We start from the raw sequence: 15,475 nt of genomic DNA on the forward strand, positions 1-15,475 counted from the left end.
GTGTGTGCTCTAGTATGAGAGCCCCTAAAGACGGATAAGAGGAAGCAAGAAGATGATGCTCTGAAAACGTTGGATGAAGCTCGCTATCGCCTTATACGAGAAGGATTCTGTCCCGACGGCGTGTTGGAGCTGAGTGCTGTTTCGGTTATGTGGGACTTCTTCCCCAATTCACGTTTGAAGTATTCCAGCACCGCCATGCTTTCGAGTTCTTCTCTTGACATTCGCTCCAGATACTTGCCTTCCCGGATGATGCCGGAGAAGTCGTTTCGAGATAGGACGGGATGGTTTTTGGACAGCTTCTGTAATTCAAAAAGATGAGGAATCAGGCGATTTCGCAACTCCGGATCCGTGTAGGACCGGATCTGTTTTACCAGATCCGCGAAAATACCGGGATCCGGCAGCCTTGGAGATTCCATGACTTCCTTGAACGTGGTCATGGCCCGCTCGGTTCCCTCATATATGTGGTCTGCGCTCACAACGTTGACGGAGCACCAGCCTCCTTTGAGCCAACTGAAAACGGCGTGTCGTGTGACAGGTGATTTGGTGTCCGGTTGGTAATAGACGGCTATAAAGAACGAATCATAGATATAGGTGCTGGCCCAACCCAGACCGTTGACCGTCAACCCTTCTCTGCCCGAGTAGAAATAATTCCATTCATCCGCGTCTCCGATGATGACTCCCTTGCGGCCCGGCCCGGACGGTTCGATCTGTCTGGAAATGGATATGACGAACGGATGGGATTTGTCGTTTCCCCGAATCAGGACCCTTCGCGAGTCGTATCTGTAATACCCTCCGGAGTTGGTGTCCGGAGTAATCTCCTGGTATTCAACACCTCGCACCACCACGTAGCTGTCTTCATCGGGAAGAGGGCGACTCAGCTTCCGGAGGTCTTTCCATAGGCCGTTTTTAGGCTTCCACCCACTAAGCCGAACCGAGCCGGGGTGCGCTACATAAGACGGAATGTCCGGACTGTAATTGTATGCAATAATCTTATTCAGGGAGACATTCAGGTCCGTCTGACAAAACGTGCCCTCGGAGCCGGCCCGATCATTCGGTTGGAAATAAGCTCCGTTTCCTCTGCCGGAGGCGACGAACCGGAGCAAATCCTGTATTTCCGAAAGGTCTAAAGAGTCGTTATCCAAACTTGTTAAGGATAACAAGTAGGTCAAGTCGTTCTCAAGAGACAGCGGGAGGCGCATGAATCGCGTGTCGGTTCGTCTGCTAACGTCCGCTTGCTCTGGAAGCCAGGCGGCGGCGTGGAAGGGAGCGGCGAACAAGGCAAAGAAAACCACCAGGGCAACGGCAGTAGCTCCGGCGCATCTTTTCGATGAATGGGAGTTGGTCATGTGCGTTTTTCCGATTGCGAGTTAGGCGGTCGTCTGATTGCTACCCGGATCGGACCGGATGACGCTCGCAGGTTCATAATATAATGCATTGTAGTATAGCCATCGTTTCCGGGCTGTCAAACAGGATCTTCCTCAAAGGCGACTAGACAGACGGAATCGGCTGAAAGAACGGGCGCTCGATTCCGATCGATTTTTCTTCATTTACCCACTATTATGCAAATTTTATTTAATTATGCAACAATTAAATACAATCTATCGCAGTTAGGATGAGCCGCCAATTCGGCAACTGAGCAGGCCGATTCCGGTTTTACCCTTTCTTTCCCGTACTTGTCCTACATACAGGATCGCCGAAAGCAAAGTCCGAACGATCGCTTCCGGAGGCGGGAACACCGGCTTTTCATTGCCGAACACTATGTGCAGCAGGCTCTGAGACAAGAGCCCCCGCCGGTGGGAGGTTGCGCGGGCCGTGGATGATGGCTATATTGCATTTATTTGGCGTAAGAAAGGAACCTAATTTTATGTTGAGTCAAACACCACGAGATATAGAACAGAGCTCGAAAATTCCGGATCAGAAAGAACTTGAGAAGGAACTCAGCGATTATCTGTCCAAGAAATACGGAGACCGGGTGAAAATCGTGTCGCCGTTCATGATCCCAAAAGGCCATGCGGACGGAGAAAAGGCCGAACCGTCCAGCAGAAAACGTTCCATCGATAGTATTGGTTTTGATCTAAAGCCGGAGGAACTCGAGTCCTTTCTGGATGAATACATCATCCAGCAGGACGAGGCGAAAGCCATAATGGCCACAAAGATCTGCACCCATTTCAATCGAATTAAATTTGCCCGAAAAACGGGTAGGCGGGGGAGCGATGATTTGGTGGGCCTCATCAAGAATAACATCGTTCTGGTGGGTCCCACGGGTGTTGGGAAAACCTATATTGTCAAACTCATCGCTCAACGGATTGGAGTCCCTTTTGTAAAAGGCGACGCCACCAAATTCAGCGAAACCGGTTACGTTGGCGGTGACGTGGAAGATCTGGTGCGCGATCTCGTGTATGAAGCCGATGAGGACATCGATCTGGCGCAATACGGCATTGTATACATCGACGAAATTGATAAGATTGCTTCGAGTCACAGCCTCATCGGTCCCGACGTTTCTCGAAGCGGCGTCCAACGCGCGCTGCTGAAGCTCATGGAAGATACGGACGTGGATCTGAAGGTGCCGCATGATCCCATTTCTCAAATCGAAGCCATAGAGAACTATCGGAAAACAGGGAAGCGGGAAAAGCGCACAGTCAATACGCGCAACATTCTTTTCATCGTAAGCGGCGCCTTTTCGGGCATTGAAAAGCTGATCAAGGAGCGTCTGAGCAAAGCGCAGATCGGGTTTGGAGGGGAAGTCGAAAGCAAGGAGATAGACCCCTCGATTTTGAATGAAGTCAGGACGGAAGATTTCATCAAGTATGGATTCGAGTCCGAATTTATCGGCCGATTGCCGGTCGTTGCCCGGTTTAAGGAATTGAGCCGGGATGATCTTTACGAGATACTGCGAAACCCGAACAATCCGATCATCATCAGCAAGAAAAGGGATTTTCGGGCATACGGCATCGATATCCGGTTTGAAGATGCTGCACTGAAAAAACTGGCGGACATGGCCTACAGTGAAAAGACCGGAGCCCGGGGGCTGGTGAGCGTGGTGGAGCGGGCACTGATTCCCTTCGAGAAGAAACTTCCGTCAACGGATATCCGATGGCTGCTGGTTAGCTCCGAATTGATCGAGGAATCCGGCAAGACGCTGAATAACGTGCTGGCAGGCGTGGAAGACGAGGAGCGTAAGTCCCGATTCGAGATTGCTGCGTTCGAGGACCGCAAAGCCCTCAAGCGGATGTTGATCGAAAAGAAGAGCCGGCAGATGGAGGAACACGGCCTGAAGTTCACCGACATCACAATAGATCTGGTGAACGAGCTTCACGTTCAGCTGGGTATGGACATCAATCACGCATTGCAGGAAGTGTTTGACATGCACGAGCACGTCAAAGACTATGAAAAGACCCTCAGCGAGCGATTCGGGTTTCGGGTGCGCTTTACGGATGATGCCGTGAACGAGATTATGCTGCGCGCGATCGAGCAGGACCTCGATGCTACCGAGGTCTGTAAGTACCTTGCCAAAGAGATCGAGTACGGCCTAAGGCTGGTTAAAGACAGGACGGGCCTGGACGAATTCGTTCTGACGGAAGAAGCGGTGCGAAAGCCTGAAGCGTTTTTGAGCGATTTGATCAAGAAGCACTTCTCCGCGGACATGTCTCAGGAAGAGATACAAGAAACCATGACTCGAAATCGACAGGCGGATCAATGATAGGCATCTCGAAACTGTACTGTGGAACGGTGGAGCCCTCGGATGTGCTTCGTTATGGAAGGCATTCGGGGAGCTTGCCATCGCACCTGCTTCAGTTTTCCGAAGACAAGAAACCGGTAGTCGTTTGGAACATGACCCGCGCCTGCAACCTGAAGTGCGTTCATTGTTACGCCCACGCGAGGGAACACGGCGTGAAGGACGAGTTGAGCACGGAAGAGGGTAGGGCGCTGCTGGACGATCTCGCGCGATTCGGTTCTCCGGTGGTGCTTTTTTCGGGTGGGGAACCGTTGCTGCGACAAGACCTGCCGCTGTTGGCCGACCATGCCGTCCAAAAGGGCATGCGGGCGGTTATCTCGACCAACGGTACACTCATAACGAGGGGAAAAGCCGAGGAACTCAAGCGCGTAGGGTTGTCGTACATCGGCATCAGCCTCGACGGGACCGAAGCCGTCAACGACCGCTTTCGGGGAAAACGCGGAGCGTTTCAGGATGCCATGAGAGGCATCCGCAACGCCCGGGATGCGGGGATAAAGGTGGGTCTCCGATTCACCATCAACCGGATGAACGCTCAGGAAGTGGGACCGTTGTTCGACCTTCTCGAGGAGATGGAGATACCCCGGATCTGTTTCTACCATTTGGTGTACGCCGGACGGGGGACGGAACTGGTCAAGGAGGATCTCAACCACGAAGAGACCCGGCGTACCGTGGATCTGATCATGGATCGCACAAAGGATCTCCATGACCGGGGCGTTCCGAAGGAGGTGCTCACGGTGGACAACCACGCGGACGGCCCCTATGTATATCTCCGTATGTGCCGGGAAAACGATTCTCGCGCAGACGAAGTATTGACGCTCTTGAAGATGAACGAAGGTAACAGCTCGGGTCGGGGGATCGGCTGCGTGAGTTGGGACGGCCGGGTGCACGCCGATCAATTCTGGCGACACCATACGTTCGGGAACGTACGACAGCGTGCGTTCAGTGACATCTGGACGGACCTCTCCGATCCGTTGATGGCCAAATTGAAGGACAAAAAGAGGCACGTAACGGGACGATGCGCGCGGTGCGCCTGGTTGGACATATGCGCGGGCAATTTCCGGGTGCGGGCCGAGGCGGTTCATGGAGATGTCTGGGCGCCGGATCCCGCTTGCTACCTGACGGACGAGGAGGTCCGAGTATCATGATGTTTCCCGAGATGAGGCTTAGAAGACTGCGGCGAACGCCTACGCTGCGCCGAATGGTGAGAGAAACGCGGTTGAGCCCGGATGATTTCATTTATCCTCTGTTTGTGGCGCCCGGAAAGGGCCGGCGGGAACCCATAAACGCCATGCCGGGGATGTTTCATTTGTCCGTTGACCTTTTGGGCAAAGAAGCGCAGGCGGTGTGGGATTTGGGCATTCCCGCGGTTATTCTGTTCGGACTTCCCGAGTCCAAAGACAGTCTGGGGAGCGGAGCCTACGCGAAAGACGGCATAATTCAGCGGGCGGTCAAAGAGATCAAGCATCGAGTTCCGGATCTGTGCGTGATCACGGACGTGTGCCTGTGCGAGTACACGGATCACGGCCATTGCGGAGTCGTGGAAAAAGGAACCGTGTTGAACGATCCGACCCTGGAACTGCTCGCGAAAACCGCGCTTTCTCACGCCCGCGCAGGGGCGGACATGATAGCGCCGTCGGACATGATGGACGGGCGGGTGGCCGAGATCCGGGACGCATTGGATGAAGACGGCTTCGATATGATCCCCATCATGAGTTATGCCGCCAAATACGCGTCCGGCTACTACGGACCGTTTCGTGAAGCTGCTGAATCGGCGCCCAAGTTCGGAGATCGGCGTTCGTACCAGATGGACCCGGCCAACGCGCTCGAGGCCATACGGGAGATCACTCTGGATGTGGAAGAAGGCGCGGACATCGTAATGATCAAACCCGCCCTCGCGTACCTGGACATTCTGTCGCGGGCCCGCGACGAGTTCGATCTTCCCCTGGCGGCATACAATGTCAGCGGAGAGTACAGCATGATACTGGCCGCCGCGGAAAAGGGCTGGATCGATAAGGACCTGGTCATGATGGAAACCTTGATCGCCATCAAACGCGCGGGAGCCGACCTGATTCTCACCTATTTCGCCAAAGATGCGGCAGCTCTGTTGAGATAGCGCCTATGCATCCGGAACATTCATCGAGACCCGGGAAGCATCGGATTCGCATGATCGCCTGGGAAGTGACGCGTCGCTGTAACCTCAGTTGTTCACATTGCAGAGCATCGGCGAACAATGAACCGCCCAAAGGTGAATTGAGCTATGACGAATGCCGGAAGTTCCTGACCGATCTTTCAGAGTGGGCCAAACCGGTCATCATCCTCACCGGAGGGGAGCCTCTCTTGCGGGATGATGTGTTCGATCTGGCCTCTATGGGCACGTCGCTCGGACTTCGGATGGTTATGGCGACCAACGGCACATTGCTCACGGAGGAGACTGCGCAGCGTATTCGGGAGTCCGGAATAAGGCGGGTGAGCATTAGTCTGGACGGAGCCACGGCCCATTCCCACGATGCCTTTCGCCAGGTTAAAGGGGCGTACCAGGGTTCGATGGAAGGAATTGACCTGCTGAAACGTTTCGGCGTCGAGTTTCAGATCAATACGACCATTACAAAACACAACCTGGAAGAGATCCCCTCGATTTTGGCGCTGGCGGAAAGTCTGGGCGCCGTGGCTCATCACCTGTTTCTGCTCGTGCCGACGGGGAGAGGGAAGGATCTGGCGGAACAGTCGATCGACGCCTTGGAGTACGAGAAGGTATTGCACTGGTTTTACGACCAGAGGGGGAGATCGCCGCTTCATCTCAAGGCCACCTGTGCGCCGCACTACTACCGTATTCTCCGGCAACGCGCCAAGGAGGACGGGAAGCAAGTGACCCAGGAGACTCACGGCCTGGATGCCGTTACTCGAGGCTGTCTGGGAGGGCTCGCTTTCTGTTTTATTTCGCACGTCGGGGAAGTGCAGCCTTGCGGGTACCTCGAACTGAGCGCCGGAAACGTCCGGCAAACGCCGTTCCACGAGATCTGGGAAAACTCTGACCTTTTCAAGCGGCTGAGAAGCCCCGATGAATATGGCGGGAAATGCCGTCCGTGTGAATACCGGAACGTCTGTGGCGGCTGCAGGGCGAGGGCCTACGAGGCCACGGGCGACTTCATGGCCGAGGAACCCCTTTGTTCCTACATCCCCGCCTCCATGAGGAGATAAAGTAGGGGCGTATTGCAATACGCCCCTACTGGTCTTCGGTCCTTAGGGAGGTTGTCAATCGGTTGGTTAGGAAAAAAATCGTAGGGGTGTATCGCAATACGCCCCTACGCGTAATACATCGCCGCCATAGGCGATGACAGGTCCCGCAGGGGCGAATTATTATTGGCCCCTCATCTGTTTTTTGTTCTGAAAGAACCCGCCCGTTCCGTTTCCGCCATTACCCGCCTTTGTTCGGCCAGTAACCCCATAGCGATCAGAAAGGCCGCGGCCAAGCCCGTTGCCAGAAAGATGGAAACCGTTACGCCGGAGACATCGAGGGCCACGTGGGCAATGACGGCCAGAATGCCCGTTGCCGATACGCCCGCCGCCAGTAACAGATACAATTTCATGGGATGGAAGAGGAGAAGAACCGTGGCCAGGAGACGGGTCACGCGTAGGGCGTCTCGAAGGTAGGACACTTTGCTTTTTCCGTGGCGCGCCTTGTATTCGATTTCCCGATATTCCACGAACCGGCGGTCCAGCATGGCGACGGCGGTGATGGTGGTGGTGAAAGAGAATCCCCCGCACAACAGCGGCCCGTATTCAAGCACCATATCCCGCCGCATGACGCGCAGACCGCTGTTCACGTCCGGGATTTTCCTTCCCGCGGTAAATTCGGCCATGTATTTGAGAACCGCTCTCGCTCCGGATTTGAAGGCAGTGCCCCGGTAGTGCTTACCCTTCCGGGCTCCGGCCAACATATCGAGACCCCGTTCCTCGGTTTCGGAGACCATGGCCGGCAGTTCGGATACCGGATAGGTTCCGTCGGCGTCGGTAATGGCGACAAGGGGGTGTCTTGCGTGCTTTACGCCGGTCAGGATGGCGTTGCCGTAGCCGATGTTCTTGGGATGATGAATGACGAGGGCTCCCGCATCCTCGGCTTCGCGGCCCGTCTGGTCCGTGGATCCGTCATCCACCACGATGACTTCGAACTCGTGTCCCGAGTCCCTGAATACCTCTCGAACCGATTCCACCGTGTTTCCCACAATACCGGATTCGTTGTATGCGGGAATGACAATGCTTACTTGTCCCAACGAATGTGCTCCTTTCTCATCCGCTGGTTCGCTAGATGCGAAAAGATCGAACTTGGAGCGGATCCGAAACCGGCCGATGGCCTTGAGTGAGTGCCGGCGAGTGTACCATAACCTTCCTCCAAATCTATAGTGCTAATTGATTTCGAATCAGCACGGACAGGCGCGACGACAATGAGTGCAAAAGACCCGGCGCGAATGGTTCGCTTTCAGAGGCGGATAGTATGGGAAGCGGGGACCGGTGTTTGTGCGGATCGATTCCGTGTCGTGCTTCGGGTGGTGGCCGGGGGCGCGTTCATGGGAGGCGAACGAGGACGTAAACGGCGCCGGAGGGTTTCCCTTTTTCCGCTTCAGGGGTCGAAAGGGTCGCTTCCAACGCCATGCCTTCTTCCGAGCGGCAGGCCGTTCGGGCGATGAGCGCAAAAAAAACTCATTGACATCCGCGGGTTCTCTCTGATAGCAAGATTAAATTTACTCAGTGCGTCGACCGGTTGCTCGACGACCGGTCCTGAAACCATCCAGGAGTAGACTCCGCAAGAGCTACAGGAGCCGGATTTGAAAGGGCACATTGTCATAGATCGGGAATTGTGTAAAGGATGCCAGCGTTGCGTCGTCGTATGCCCCAAGAAAGTGATTGAGGTGTCGGATATGCTGAACGCTATGGGGTACTATCCCGCATGCTACGTGGAAGAAACCGTCGAAGATACGGACAAGCGAAAGTGCACGGGTTGTACGCTTTGCGCCGTAACCTGTCCGGACATAGCCATTGAGGTGTACCGTGACTGAGAAGAGACTGATGAGGGGGAGCCACGTGGTGGGCGAGGCGGCAATCCGGGCAGGATGCCGTTACTATTTTGGCTATCCCATTACACCCCAGAACGAACTGCCTGAATATATGGCTACCCAGTTTGCGGCCATGCCGGACGCGACTTTTGTCCAGGCCGAAAGCGAGTTGGCTTCCATCAATATGGTGATTGGGGCGAGCATGGCCGGGGGTCGAGTCATGACGTCCTCTTCCAGCCCCGGGATCAGCCTGAAACAGGAGGGCATTTCGTACCTGGCGGCGATGGAGCTTCCCGGTGTTATCGTCAATATGATGAGGGGCGGCCCGGGCTTAGGGAACATCGCCCCCAGCCAGTCGGATTATTTCCAGGCCACCAGGGGCGGTGGGCATGGCGACTATCGAACCCTGGTGCTGGGGCCTGCGTCGGGTCAGGAATTGGCGGATTTGACCCGCAGAGCGTTCGAGTTGGCGGACGAGTATCTCACGCCGGTGATGCTGCTGGGTGACGGAATGATGGGACAGATGATGGAACCGGTGGAGTTTCCTGAGCCCATCGACCCGAAATCGTTGCCTCGCAAACCCTGGATTCTGGACGGGGCGCGGGGCCGAAAAAGCCGACTCATCCGTTCCCTGCTGTTGGATCCCCGTATCGAGGAAGAGCACAACTGGAAACTGTATCGCAAGTATGAAGCCATCACGGATCGGGAGCAGAGGTCGGAATCGTATCTCACGGAAGATGCCCAGTTGGTGGTTGTGGCATACGGAACCGCGGCCCGGATCGCAAAAGGGGCTGTGAACCGTCTAAGGGGAAACGGCCTCAAGGTCGGTCTGTTCCGGCCCATATCGCTTTGGCCGTTTCCTTTTCAGGCATTGAAAAGCTTGAGCCAATGGGTGCGCGGCTTTGTCGTGTTCGAGATGTCGACCGGGCAGATGGTAGAAGACGTCCGACTGTCCCTGGAGGGAAAAAGGCCGACGCATTTTTACGGCCGACCGGGAGGAATCGTGCCGTCGCCTCAGGAGGTCGCCCATGTGCTTTCAGGCCATTATTTTCGCCTGGACGGCAAGCCGGGATCGTAACCCGTTTTTGTAGGAGAACGCGAGTCGCGTTAGTGGGAACATATCTGCGAGCGTTCAAGGAGCAGCTGTTTTGAAAAAAGTATTCGAAAGGCCGAAATCGCTAAAGCCCGCCGTATTCCATTACTGCCCCGGGTGCGGTCATAGCATCATCCATCGCCTGGTTGCCGAGGTCATCGATGAATTGGGCATCCAGGAGCGTTGTATCGGAGTGCCCCCGGCGGGCTGCGCGGTGCTGGCTTATAACTATTTTGATGTGGACATGGGCGAGGCGCCTCACGGCAGGGCTACGGCCGTTGCCACCGGCATCAAGCGGGTGCTTCCCGATCGAGTGGTCTTTACCTATCAGGGAGACGGAGACATCGCCGCTATCGGAACGGCGGAAACGGTGCATGCGGCCAACCGTGGCGAGCGCATAACGGCCATTTTCGTCAACAATGCGGTTTACGGCATGACGGGAGGGCAGATGGCTCCCACCACGATTACCGGGCAGGCTACTACCACTTCTCCCGGCGGCCGAGTCCCTCTACGGGACGGCTATCCCGTGGATCTGAGTCAAATGCTTCAAACGGCCGCCGGAGCGGCTTACATCGAGCGATGCGCGGTGACCAATCCCAAGAACATCAATCACGCCAAAAAAGCCATTCGAAAAGCGTTTCAAGTTCAACTGGATGATCTGGGTTTTTCCATGGTGGAGATTTTGAGTCCCTGCCCTACAAATTGGAAGATGAGTTCTGTTGACGCGTCCAAGTGGGTTGATGAAGAGATGACCAAATTCTTTCCTCTGAAGGTGATCCGAGATGTTACTTAGAACGATATTCGCGGGGTTTGGCGGGCAGGGAGTGCTCATGATGGGGTATGTTCTCGCGTTGACGGCGATGCGCGAGGAACGGCATGTAACATACATGCCCGCCTACGGAGCTGAAGTACGGGGTGGGACGGCCAACTGTACGGTTGTGGTTTCTTCTGATGAAATCGCCTCTCCCATAGCGTCTTCACCCGACGTAGCCGTTGTGATGAACCATCCTTCCATGGTTCGGTTCCAGAGTGCGGTGCGACCCAACGGGACGATGTTTTTAAATTCGGACCTGATAAGCCAATCGCCGGGTCGGAACGATATCGAAGTCATAAAAGTGCCCGCCAACACGCTGGCTCATGAAATCGGCAATGACCGGGCTCTCAATCTCGTGATGCTTGGAGCAGTGGTACAAAAGACCCGGGCCGTATCCATAGAAACAATGAAAAAGGCCTTGGGCGAAGTCTTTGCCGGCAAGAGCGCGAAGATATTGGAAGACAACATCAAAGGATTGATCCGAGGGGCGGAGTTCGTTGAAGGAGAAGTCGGATGAACATGGTTAAGCAGTTAACGGTATCTATGCAGAACCAACCTGGTAAACTGGCGGAAGTTGAAGGTCTACTCACGGACAATGGCGTGAGCGTGCTCGCCCTGTCGGCAGACACATCCGATAATAAGGGAACGCTTCGCTTTGTGGCGAATGATCCAGACAAGGCATCTAATGTTCTAAAGAGTTTTGGATATGATGTTGCCGAACAAGCGGTAATTGCCGCTGAAGTTCCTTCACATCCTGGGGGCATGCTTGCTATACTGAAGCCGTTGCATCAAGCCCAGATTAATGTCGGATTTATCTACAATACCATGTTTATCGGCGATAAAGTGATTGTAATTGTAGGTATTGACAAGATAGAAGAAGGAATAGATGTACTAAGGAAGAACTGGATCAATCTGTTCGACGAAAAACTGTACGAAATGTAAAGCTTGTTGAGCGGATTGGTAATCGTATTCCAGTACGGGAGTAGTCTAACAGATTGAAAATATCGTCCGTGAACTCCGGGGAAAGAAGAGGGGGTCTTGAAAAGGACGCGTTGCCTATATCCTGTTTGCCTGAACAGAACCCGGTCTTTGATCCGGGTTTGTGCGTCGTAGCCGCATGCTTCTTTAGACGAAAGGTGGCCGGCCTTTTCCCTGCAATGGGATGTCGGGTATGAGGTCCTAAGGTGTGTTTCGATCAATTGGTTCTTTTTAACATCAAGCCGTTTGTGGGTGCGTGATTCGTGCCCGGACGACAAAATGTTTGGGAGGGCTGAGGGGAAACGGATACGTTTCTTCTTCCGTTCAGGCGCCGGAATAGGAACTATTCCGAAGTGTCGGAAAACGCGTTTTAGCGGACATTCGGTCTCGGGAAGATTCAGACGAGTAGATCTTTCGGAGGAATTGAAATGTCCGTTTTCTTGTTTTAGATTCAAAACCCAATTGACATGGCTGTATATTCGCCGTAAATAATAAGAAAAATTGAAAAAGCAACAGGAGGTGAAGAGAATCTGTTCTCAGGAAGCGACCAGAATGTGTCCTCGGAGGAACAGGGTGCGAAGAAAACAAATGTGTAATGCCAAATTGAAAGCTCGAGAAGTCGAAGTGAGAAACGGATGGCCTAACGGTCGACGGTATTGATGAGTCGCCGTGGGACGGGGCGAGTGGGGGGCAGTGTAATTTATGCGGTTCCGAGGAACCCACGGGGTATTGCCTGCTCTACATGGTTTCCATCCGCGGGCAAATCCATTGAGAGGCCGAATGGCGTTCTTATGCGATGGATAGCTCGACAACGCGATGGAATCCGCCCAAGCGAACAGGTAAAAGCAATACCCCTGAAGGAGGAAGGAATGAAAGCCAAACGAGTTTGGACGGGGTGGATGGTAGTCATTTTTGTCTTGAGTCTAGTCTTTGCGGTCTCATGCGCCAAAGAAGGCTTGAGGGATACACCGGATAAGCCCGGCTCTCCGGGGGACGAAATGGCGAAGGAAGGTGCGGGAGCGGAAGGTCAGACCGACGCGGAAATGGCGAAGTTGAGGGAACAATTGGCCAAAGAAATCGCCGAGATGTCCGCTAAAGAGCTCCGGAAACAGGTCGAGACGGAGAAGGTCTTTTTTGCTTTTGACTCCGCCAAGTTGACCCAGGCTTCGAAGGTGGCTTTGCTGCGAAAGGCCGGCTACATGATGGAAAAGGCTCCGGAGATCAAGCTGCTCATAGAAGGACACTGTGACGAACGTGGCAGCGTAGAGTACAACTTGGCTCTTGGACAGCGCAGAGCGGAATCCGCTAAAGATTACCTGGTGAAAGCCGGTGTGGATTCGGACCGGATTCGTACGGTCAGCTACGGAAAGGAACGGCCGGTAGACCCTGCTCACAACGAAGACGCGTGGTCCCAGAATCGGCGCGACGAATTTATAATTGAATAGATAGGTTTACGGACAAGAGAGGGGTGAGGGGAGTGTAACTCACCCCCTCTTTTTTCTACCGCAGTAAACGGGAGTTCGCCACGGGTGCGCCGCCGGGACACGAGTCGGTTCCCCGCTCTTACCAGGCTGTTGAAAAACGCGATCTGCTGTCACGCCAACGGCGTGACGCTTCATCCTTCGTCACTGCGACGTACTCTATGTACGCCTTCCTCGGGATTTGCGCGCCTTGCATCTCATCGTTTTTCAACGGCCTGTAACAACCCGGCTTTTTCAACGGGCTCGTACGATGTCCCGCATCCGGATGATCTTCCTGCCGACGTTTTTTTCCTATCGAAAGCCTCGAAATCTCGGTCCTCAACCCCTGTGCACGGTTATAGCGCCTTTCAGAAATTCAGCCTGAATTGGAGTGCTTTACGCTTTTTTGGATAATACCGGTTGGTTCAGGCATGCTTCTACCGGTTAGCTGGACTATTCCAAACGTAGTGCGAGCGCGTTTGTGTCCGGTGGGGGCCGTGACGAACAGATTGTGCGGATAAGCACCCTCTGTCAAATATATGTAAGCTCTGCTCATGTGTGTCTCTTCTCCTATTCGGGAAGGCACACCATTTGACGTGCGGAAAAGCCGATTCCTGAAATTCCTCAACGTAAACATTGCCAGAAATGCCTGTGTCGGACTATTATAGATAATATGGGTTCTTACCAAAACGAATCGAAAGGAGGTTTCCATGGCGGTTAGAGTATTGATCAAAAGACGCTTGAGAAAAGGGATATCTCAGGACGTATTGGCCCTTCTCAACAGGTTGCGTTCCGGGGCCATGAATCGGGACGGGTACGTTACCGGTGAAAGCCTGCTCGGCATCGACGATCCAAAAAAGCTGCTAGTGATCAGTACTTGGCAAGACATGGGTTGCTGGAAAAGCTGGAAAGAGGATCCAAGCAGAATGGAAAGCGAAAGCGATTTGGAGAAGTATCTCGATGGCCCGACCGAGTATGAAGCGTATGCTTTAGGGATGTACCATCATTAGCGGTGATCCGGATCGAGTGTATCTGTGTTGTGGTAGGAGGCAAACTCGATCGCGAGCCGTTTGGTTCGTAGACTCGAATGATATTGACGTTCACGAACCATGGCTAGGCGGATATGCACACGCCTCCGGATGATGTGCGAGGGCCGGCGCCGAAAGGGACCGCCTCGCTTGTGTGGGAACTATCACTAGGAAGAAGATGTCTACGCTGACCGTCTCGCTGAACGAAAGGAAGAAATGATGCCGATGCCCAAGGAAGCAGTCTTTGAGGAAATGAAGAAGTCTTGGAAAACACTTATCAAATCTATGGAAAAGTCCATTAAGATGCTGGAAAAAGATATAGATGAAGCGAGGGAGATGACCGATATTTGCACGGACGAATGGTGTGAAGCCACAGAGCATGTGATCGACGAAATCGCCAACGCACTGTACTCGATGAGCGAGCCACGCTGGTCAACCGAAGAGGACAACAAGAAGATCAAGCAACTGAAGAAACGCGTCCATGACCTGTATGCGAACTATAAAGCTGCAGCCGGCCGATAGCGAATCCCTCGTGATTTTCCGGCGATCCTCTTCTGCGTCGCCGGAAAATCCGACAAGAGTTCATCTCGAGTAGTCCTATCTTGACTTCGTGATCCTTCCGCCTTTACCAACGGCCAGGCAAGTGATAAGAAGTCTTTGTTGAAGACTTTAGGGGGCTTTTCGCGTAGTGAAAGAGCCCGTCGTGGTTCTTCCACAACCGCCAAAACCGTCTAGGGCGAAACGATGGGCGGGATGGAGAAGGGCCGGGGAATCGTCTATTCAAAACCCTTTTCCGGTTCCCGTTCGAATCGTTGCCGGAAACTGTTTTCCGATGCCCTGGCGCTGAATATCCATTTCCTTTCAAAACGCTCTCCGGGGAAATCGTCCGATGCTGCGCGCCAAAGACATCATCATGCTCGTGACTGTTTACACTACCATGGCCGCCGGGATTCTGAAGCCGGCGATTGGAGCGCCTTTCCAGCCGTATCTAACGGCCCTGATCATGGTTTTCCTTTTTCTCAGTTTCATGAACATCCGGCTGGAGGAAGTCTTTAGGACGATACACGGTTCATGGCGATCCATAGTGTCTCTTACTCTGGTTAAGATGGTGGCGTTACCCGTGATCGTGTATCTCCTTTTCAGCATAACATTTCCTTCCTATGCGCTAGCCGCTCTGTTGTTGGCGGGCATTTCCACCGGAGTGGTCGCTCCGTTTATTTCCAACCTGGTGAGGGCGAACAGCCCTATGGTTCTCGTCATGGTGGTGGTAACGTCACTGGTGGCTCCTTTTACATTGCCGACCCTGGTGAAGGTC

General features: G+C 53.9%; 15 protein-coding genes. 13 read left to right on the forward strand and 2 right to left on the reverse strand.

Translation table 11 applies throughout. The features are described from left to right. Positions 1-83: 83 nt before the first annotated feature. Positions 84-1,346 carry a hypothetical protein gene (locus HY788_07460; protein ID MBI4774002.1) on the reverse strand — a complete coding sequence of 421 codons (1,263 nt, stop codon included), beginning with the start codon at positions 1,344-1,346 and terminating at the stop codon, positions 84-86. A 518-nt stretch (positions 1,347-1,864) separates the two neighbouring features. Here HY788_07460 and HY788_07465 point away from each other — a divergent pair. Genes HY788_07465 through ahbD form a run of 4 tightly spaced genes read left to right on the forward strand, consistent with a single transcriptional unit; the run spans position 1,865 to position 6,934 of the window. Beyond that, complete coding sequence (locus HY788_07465) at positions 1,865-3,700, forward strand: AAA family ATPase (protein ID MBI4774003.1); 1,836 nt, start codon at positions 1,865-1,867, stop codon at positions 3,698-3,700. Beyond that, positions 3,697-4,881: a 12,18-didecarboxysiroheme deacetylase gene (ahbC, locus tag HY788_07470; GenBank protein ID MBI4774004.1), complete on the forward strand. Its 1,185-nt coding sequence runs from the start codon at positions 3,697-3,699 to the stop codon at positions 4,879-4,881. The genes HY788_07465 and ahbC overlap by 4 nt, the downstream gene beginning before the upstream one ends. Continuing rightward, positions 4,878-5,849 (forward strand): porphobilinogen synthase, encoded by a 972-nt coding sequence (hemB, locus tag HY788_07475; GenBank protein MBI4774005.1) that lies wholly within the window; start codon positions 4,878-4,880, stop codon positions 5,847-5,849. Before ahbC ends, hemB begins: the two co-directional genes overlap by 4 nt. 5 nt (positions 5,850-5,854) lie before the next feature. Further along, a complete protein-coding gene (gene ahbD / locus HY788_07480; protein MBI4774006.1) occupies positions 5,855-6,934 on the forward strand; it encodes a heme b synthase in 1,080 nt (359 codons plus the stop codon). Between the two features lie 170 nt (positions 6,935-7,104). Here ahbD and HY788_07485 read toward each other — a convergent pair whose 3' ends face one another. Continuing rightward, positions 7,105-8,007, reverse strand: coding sequence for a glycosyltransferase family 2 protein (locus HY788_07485; GenBank protein MBI4774007.1), 903 nt, complete (start codon positions 8,005-8,007; stop codon positions 7,105-7,107). Between the two features lie 552 nt (positions 8,008-8,559). Between HY788_07485 and HY788_07490 the strand changes: the two genes are divergently transcribed. The 9 genes from HY788_07490 to HY788_07530 form a co-directional block, all read left to right on the forward strand. Continuing rightward, positions 8,560-8,790: a 4Fe-4S binding protein gene (locus HY788_07490; GenBank protein MBI4774008.1), complete on the forward strand. Its 231-nt coding sequence runs from the start codon at positions 8,560-8,562 to the stop codon at positions 8,788-8,790. Positions 8,791-8,800: 10 nt separating this feature from the next. Next, positions 8,801-9,865 carry a 3-methyl-2-oxobutanoate dehydrogenase subunit VorB gene (locus HY788_07495; GenBank protein MBI4774009.1) on the forward strand — a complete coding sequence of 355 codons (1,065 nt, stop codon included), beginning with the start codon at positions 8,801-8,803 and terminating at the stop codon, positions 9,863-9,865. Between the two features lie 70 nt (positions 9,866-9,935). After that, complete coding sequence (locus HY788_07500) at positions 9,936-10,673, forward strand: 2-oxoglutarate oxidoreductase (protein ID MBI4774010.1); 738 nt, start codon at positions 9,936-9,938, stop codon at positions 10,671-10,673. After that, the gene (locus HY788_07505) at positions 10,663-11,211 is read left to right on the forward strand and encodes a 2-oxoacid:acceptor oxidoreductase family protein (protein MBI4774011.1); all 549 of its coding nucleotides are present in this window, start codon (positions 10,663-10,665) and stop codon (positions 11,209-11,211) included. Before HY788_07500 ends, HY788_07505 begins: the two co-directional genes overlap by 11 nt. Next, entirely contained in the window at positions 11,208-11,636 is a 429-nt protein-coding gene (locus tag HY788_07510) for an amino acid-binding protein (protein ID MBI4774012.1), read from the forward strand. Before HY788_07505 ends, HY788_07510 begins: the two co-directional genes overlap by 4 nt. A gap of 905 nt (positions 11,637-12,541) precedes the next feature. Beyond that, positions 12,542-13,117: a peptidoglycan-associated lipoprotein Pal gene (gene pal / locus HY788_07515; GenBank protein MBI4774013.1), complete on the forward strand. Its 576-nt coding sequence runs from the start codon at positions 12,542-12,544 to the stop codon at positions 13,115-13,117. A gap of 725 nt (positions 13,118-13,842) precedes the next feature. Next, entirely contained in the window at positions 13,843-14,142 is a 300-nt protein-coding gene (locus HY788_07520) for an antibiotic biosynthesis monooxygenase (protein MBI4774014.1), read from the forward strand. A 237-nt stretch (positions 14,143-14,379) separates the two neighbouring features. After that, positions 14,380-14,682, forward strand: coding sequence for a hypothetical protein (locus HY788_07525; GenBank protein MBI4774015.1), 303 nt, complete (start codon positions 14,380-14,382; stop codon positions 14,680-14,682). Between the two features lie 367 nt (positions 14,683-15,049). Continuing rightward, on the forward strand, positions 15,050-15,475 hold a 426-nt coding region (locus tag HY788_07530), incomplete at its 3' end, for a bile acid:sodium symporter (GenBank protein MBI4774016.1).

The organism is Deltaproteobacteria bacterium, assembly GCA_016208165.1.
Taxonomy (GTDB): Bacteria; Desulfobacterota; Desulfarculia; order JACQYL01; family JACQYL01; genus JACQYL01.

Excerpts from the sequence above, each read along its gene's own strand:
- HY788_07460 (MBI4774002.1), bottom strand. The coding sequence starts at position 1,346 with ATGACCAACTCCCATTCATCGAAAAGATGCGCCGGAGCTACTGCCGTT.
- HY788_07510 (MBI4774012.1), top strand. The coding sequence starts at position 11,208 with ATGAACATGGTTAAGCAGTTAACGGTATCTATGCAGAACCAACCTGGT.
- HY788_07465 (MBI4774003.1), top strand. The coding sequence starts at position 1,865 with ATGTTGAGTCAAACACCACGAGATATAGAACAGAGCTCGAAAATTCCG.
- ahbC (MBI4774004.1), top strand. The coding sequence starts at position 3,697 with ATGATAGGCATCTCGAAACTGTACTGTGGAACGGTGGAGCCCTCGGAT.
- ahbD (MBI4774006.1), top strand. The coding sequence starts at position 5,855 with ATGCATCCGGAACATTCATCGAGACCCGGGAAGCATCGGATTCGCATG.
- HY788_07505 (MBI4774011.1), top strand. The coding sequence starts at position 10,663 with ATGTTACTTAGAACGATATTCGCGGGGTTTGGCGGGCAGGGAGTGCTC.
- hemB (MBI4774005.1), top strand. The coding sequence starts at position 4,878 with ATGATGTTTCCCGAGATGAGGCTTAGAAGACTGCGGCGAACGCCTACG.
- HY788_07525 (MBI4774015.1), top strand. The coding sequence starts at position 14,380 with ATGCCGATGCCCAAGGAAGCAGTCTTTGAGGAAATGAAGAAGTCTTGG.
- HY788_07495 (MBI4774009.1), top strand. The coding sequence starts at position 8,801 with ATGAGGGGGAGCCACGTGGTGGGCGAGGCGGCAATCCGGGCAGGATGC.
- pal (MBI4774013.1), top strand. The coding sequence starts at position 12,542 with ATGAAAGCCAAACGAGTTTGGACGGGGTGGATGGTAGTCATTTTTGTC.
- HY788_07520 (MBI4774014.1), top strand. The coding sequence starts at position 13,843 with ATGGCGGTTAGAGTATTGATCAAAAGACGCTTGAGAAAAGGGATATCT.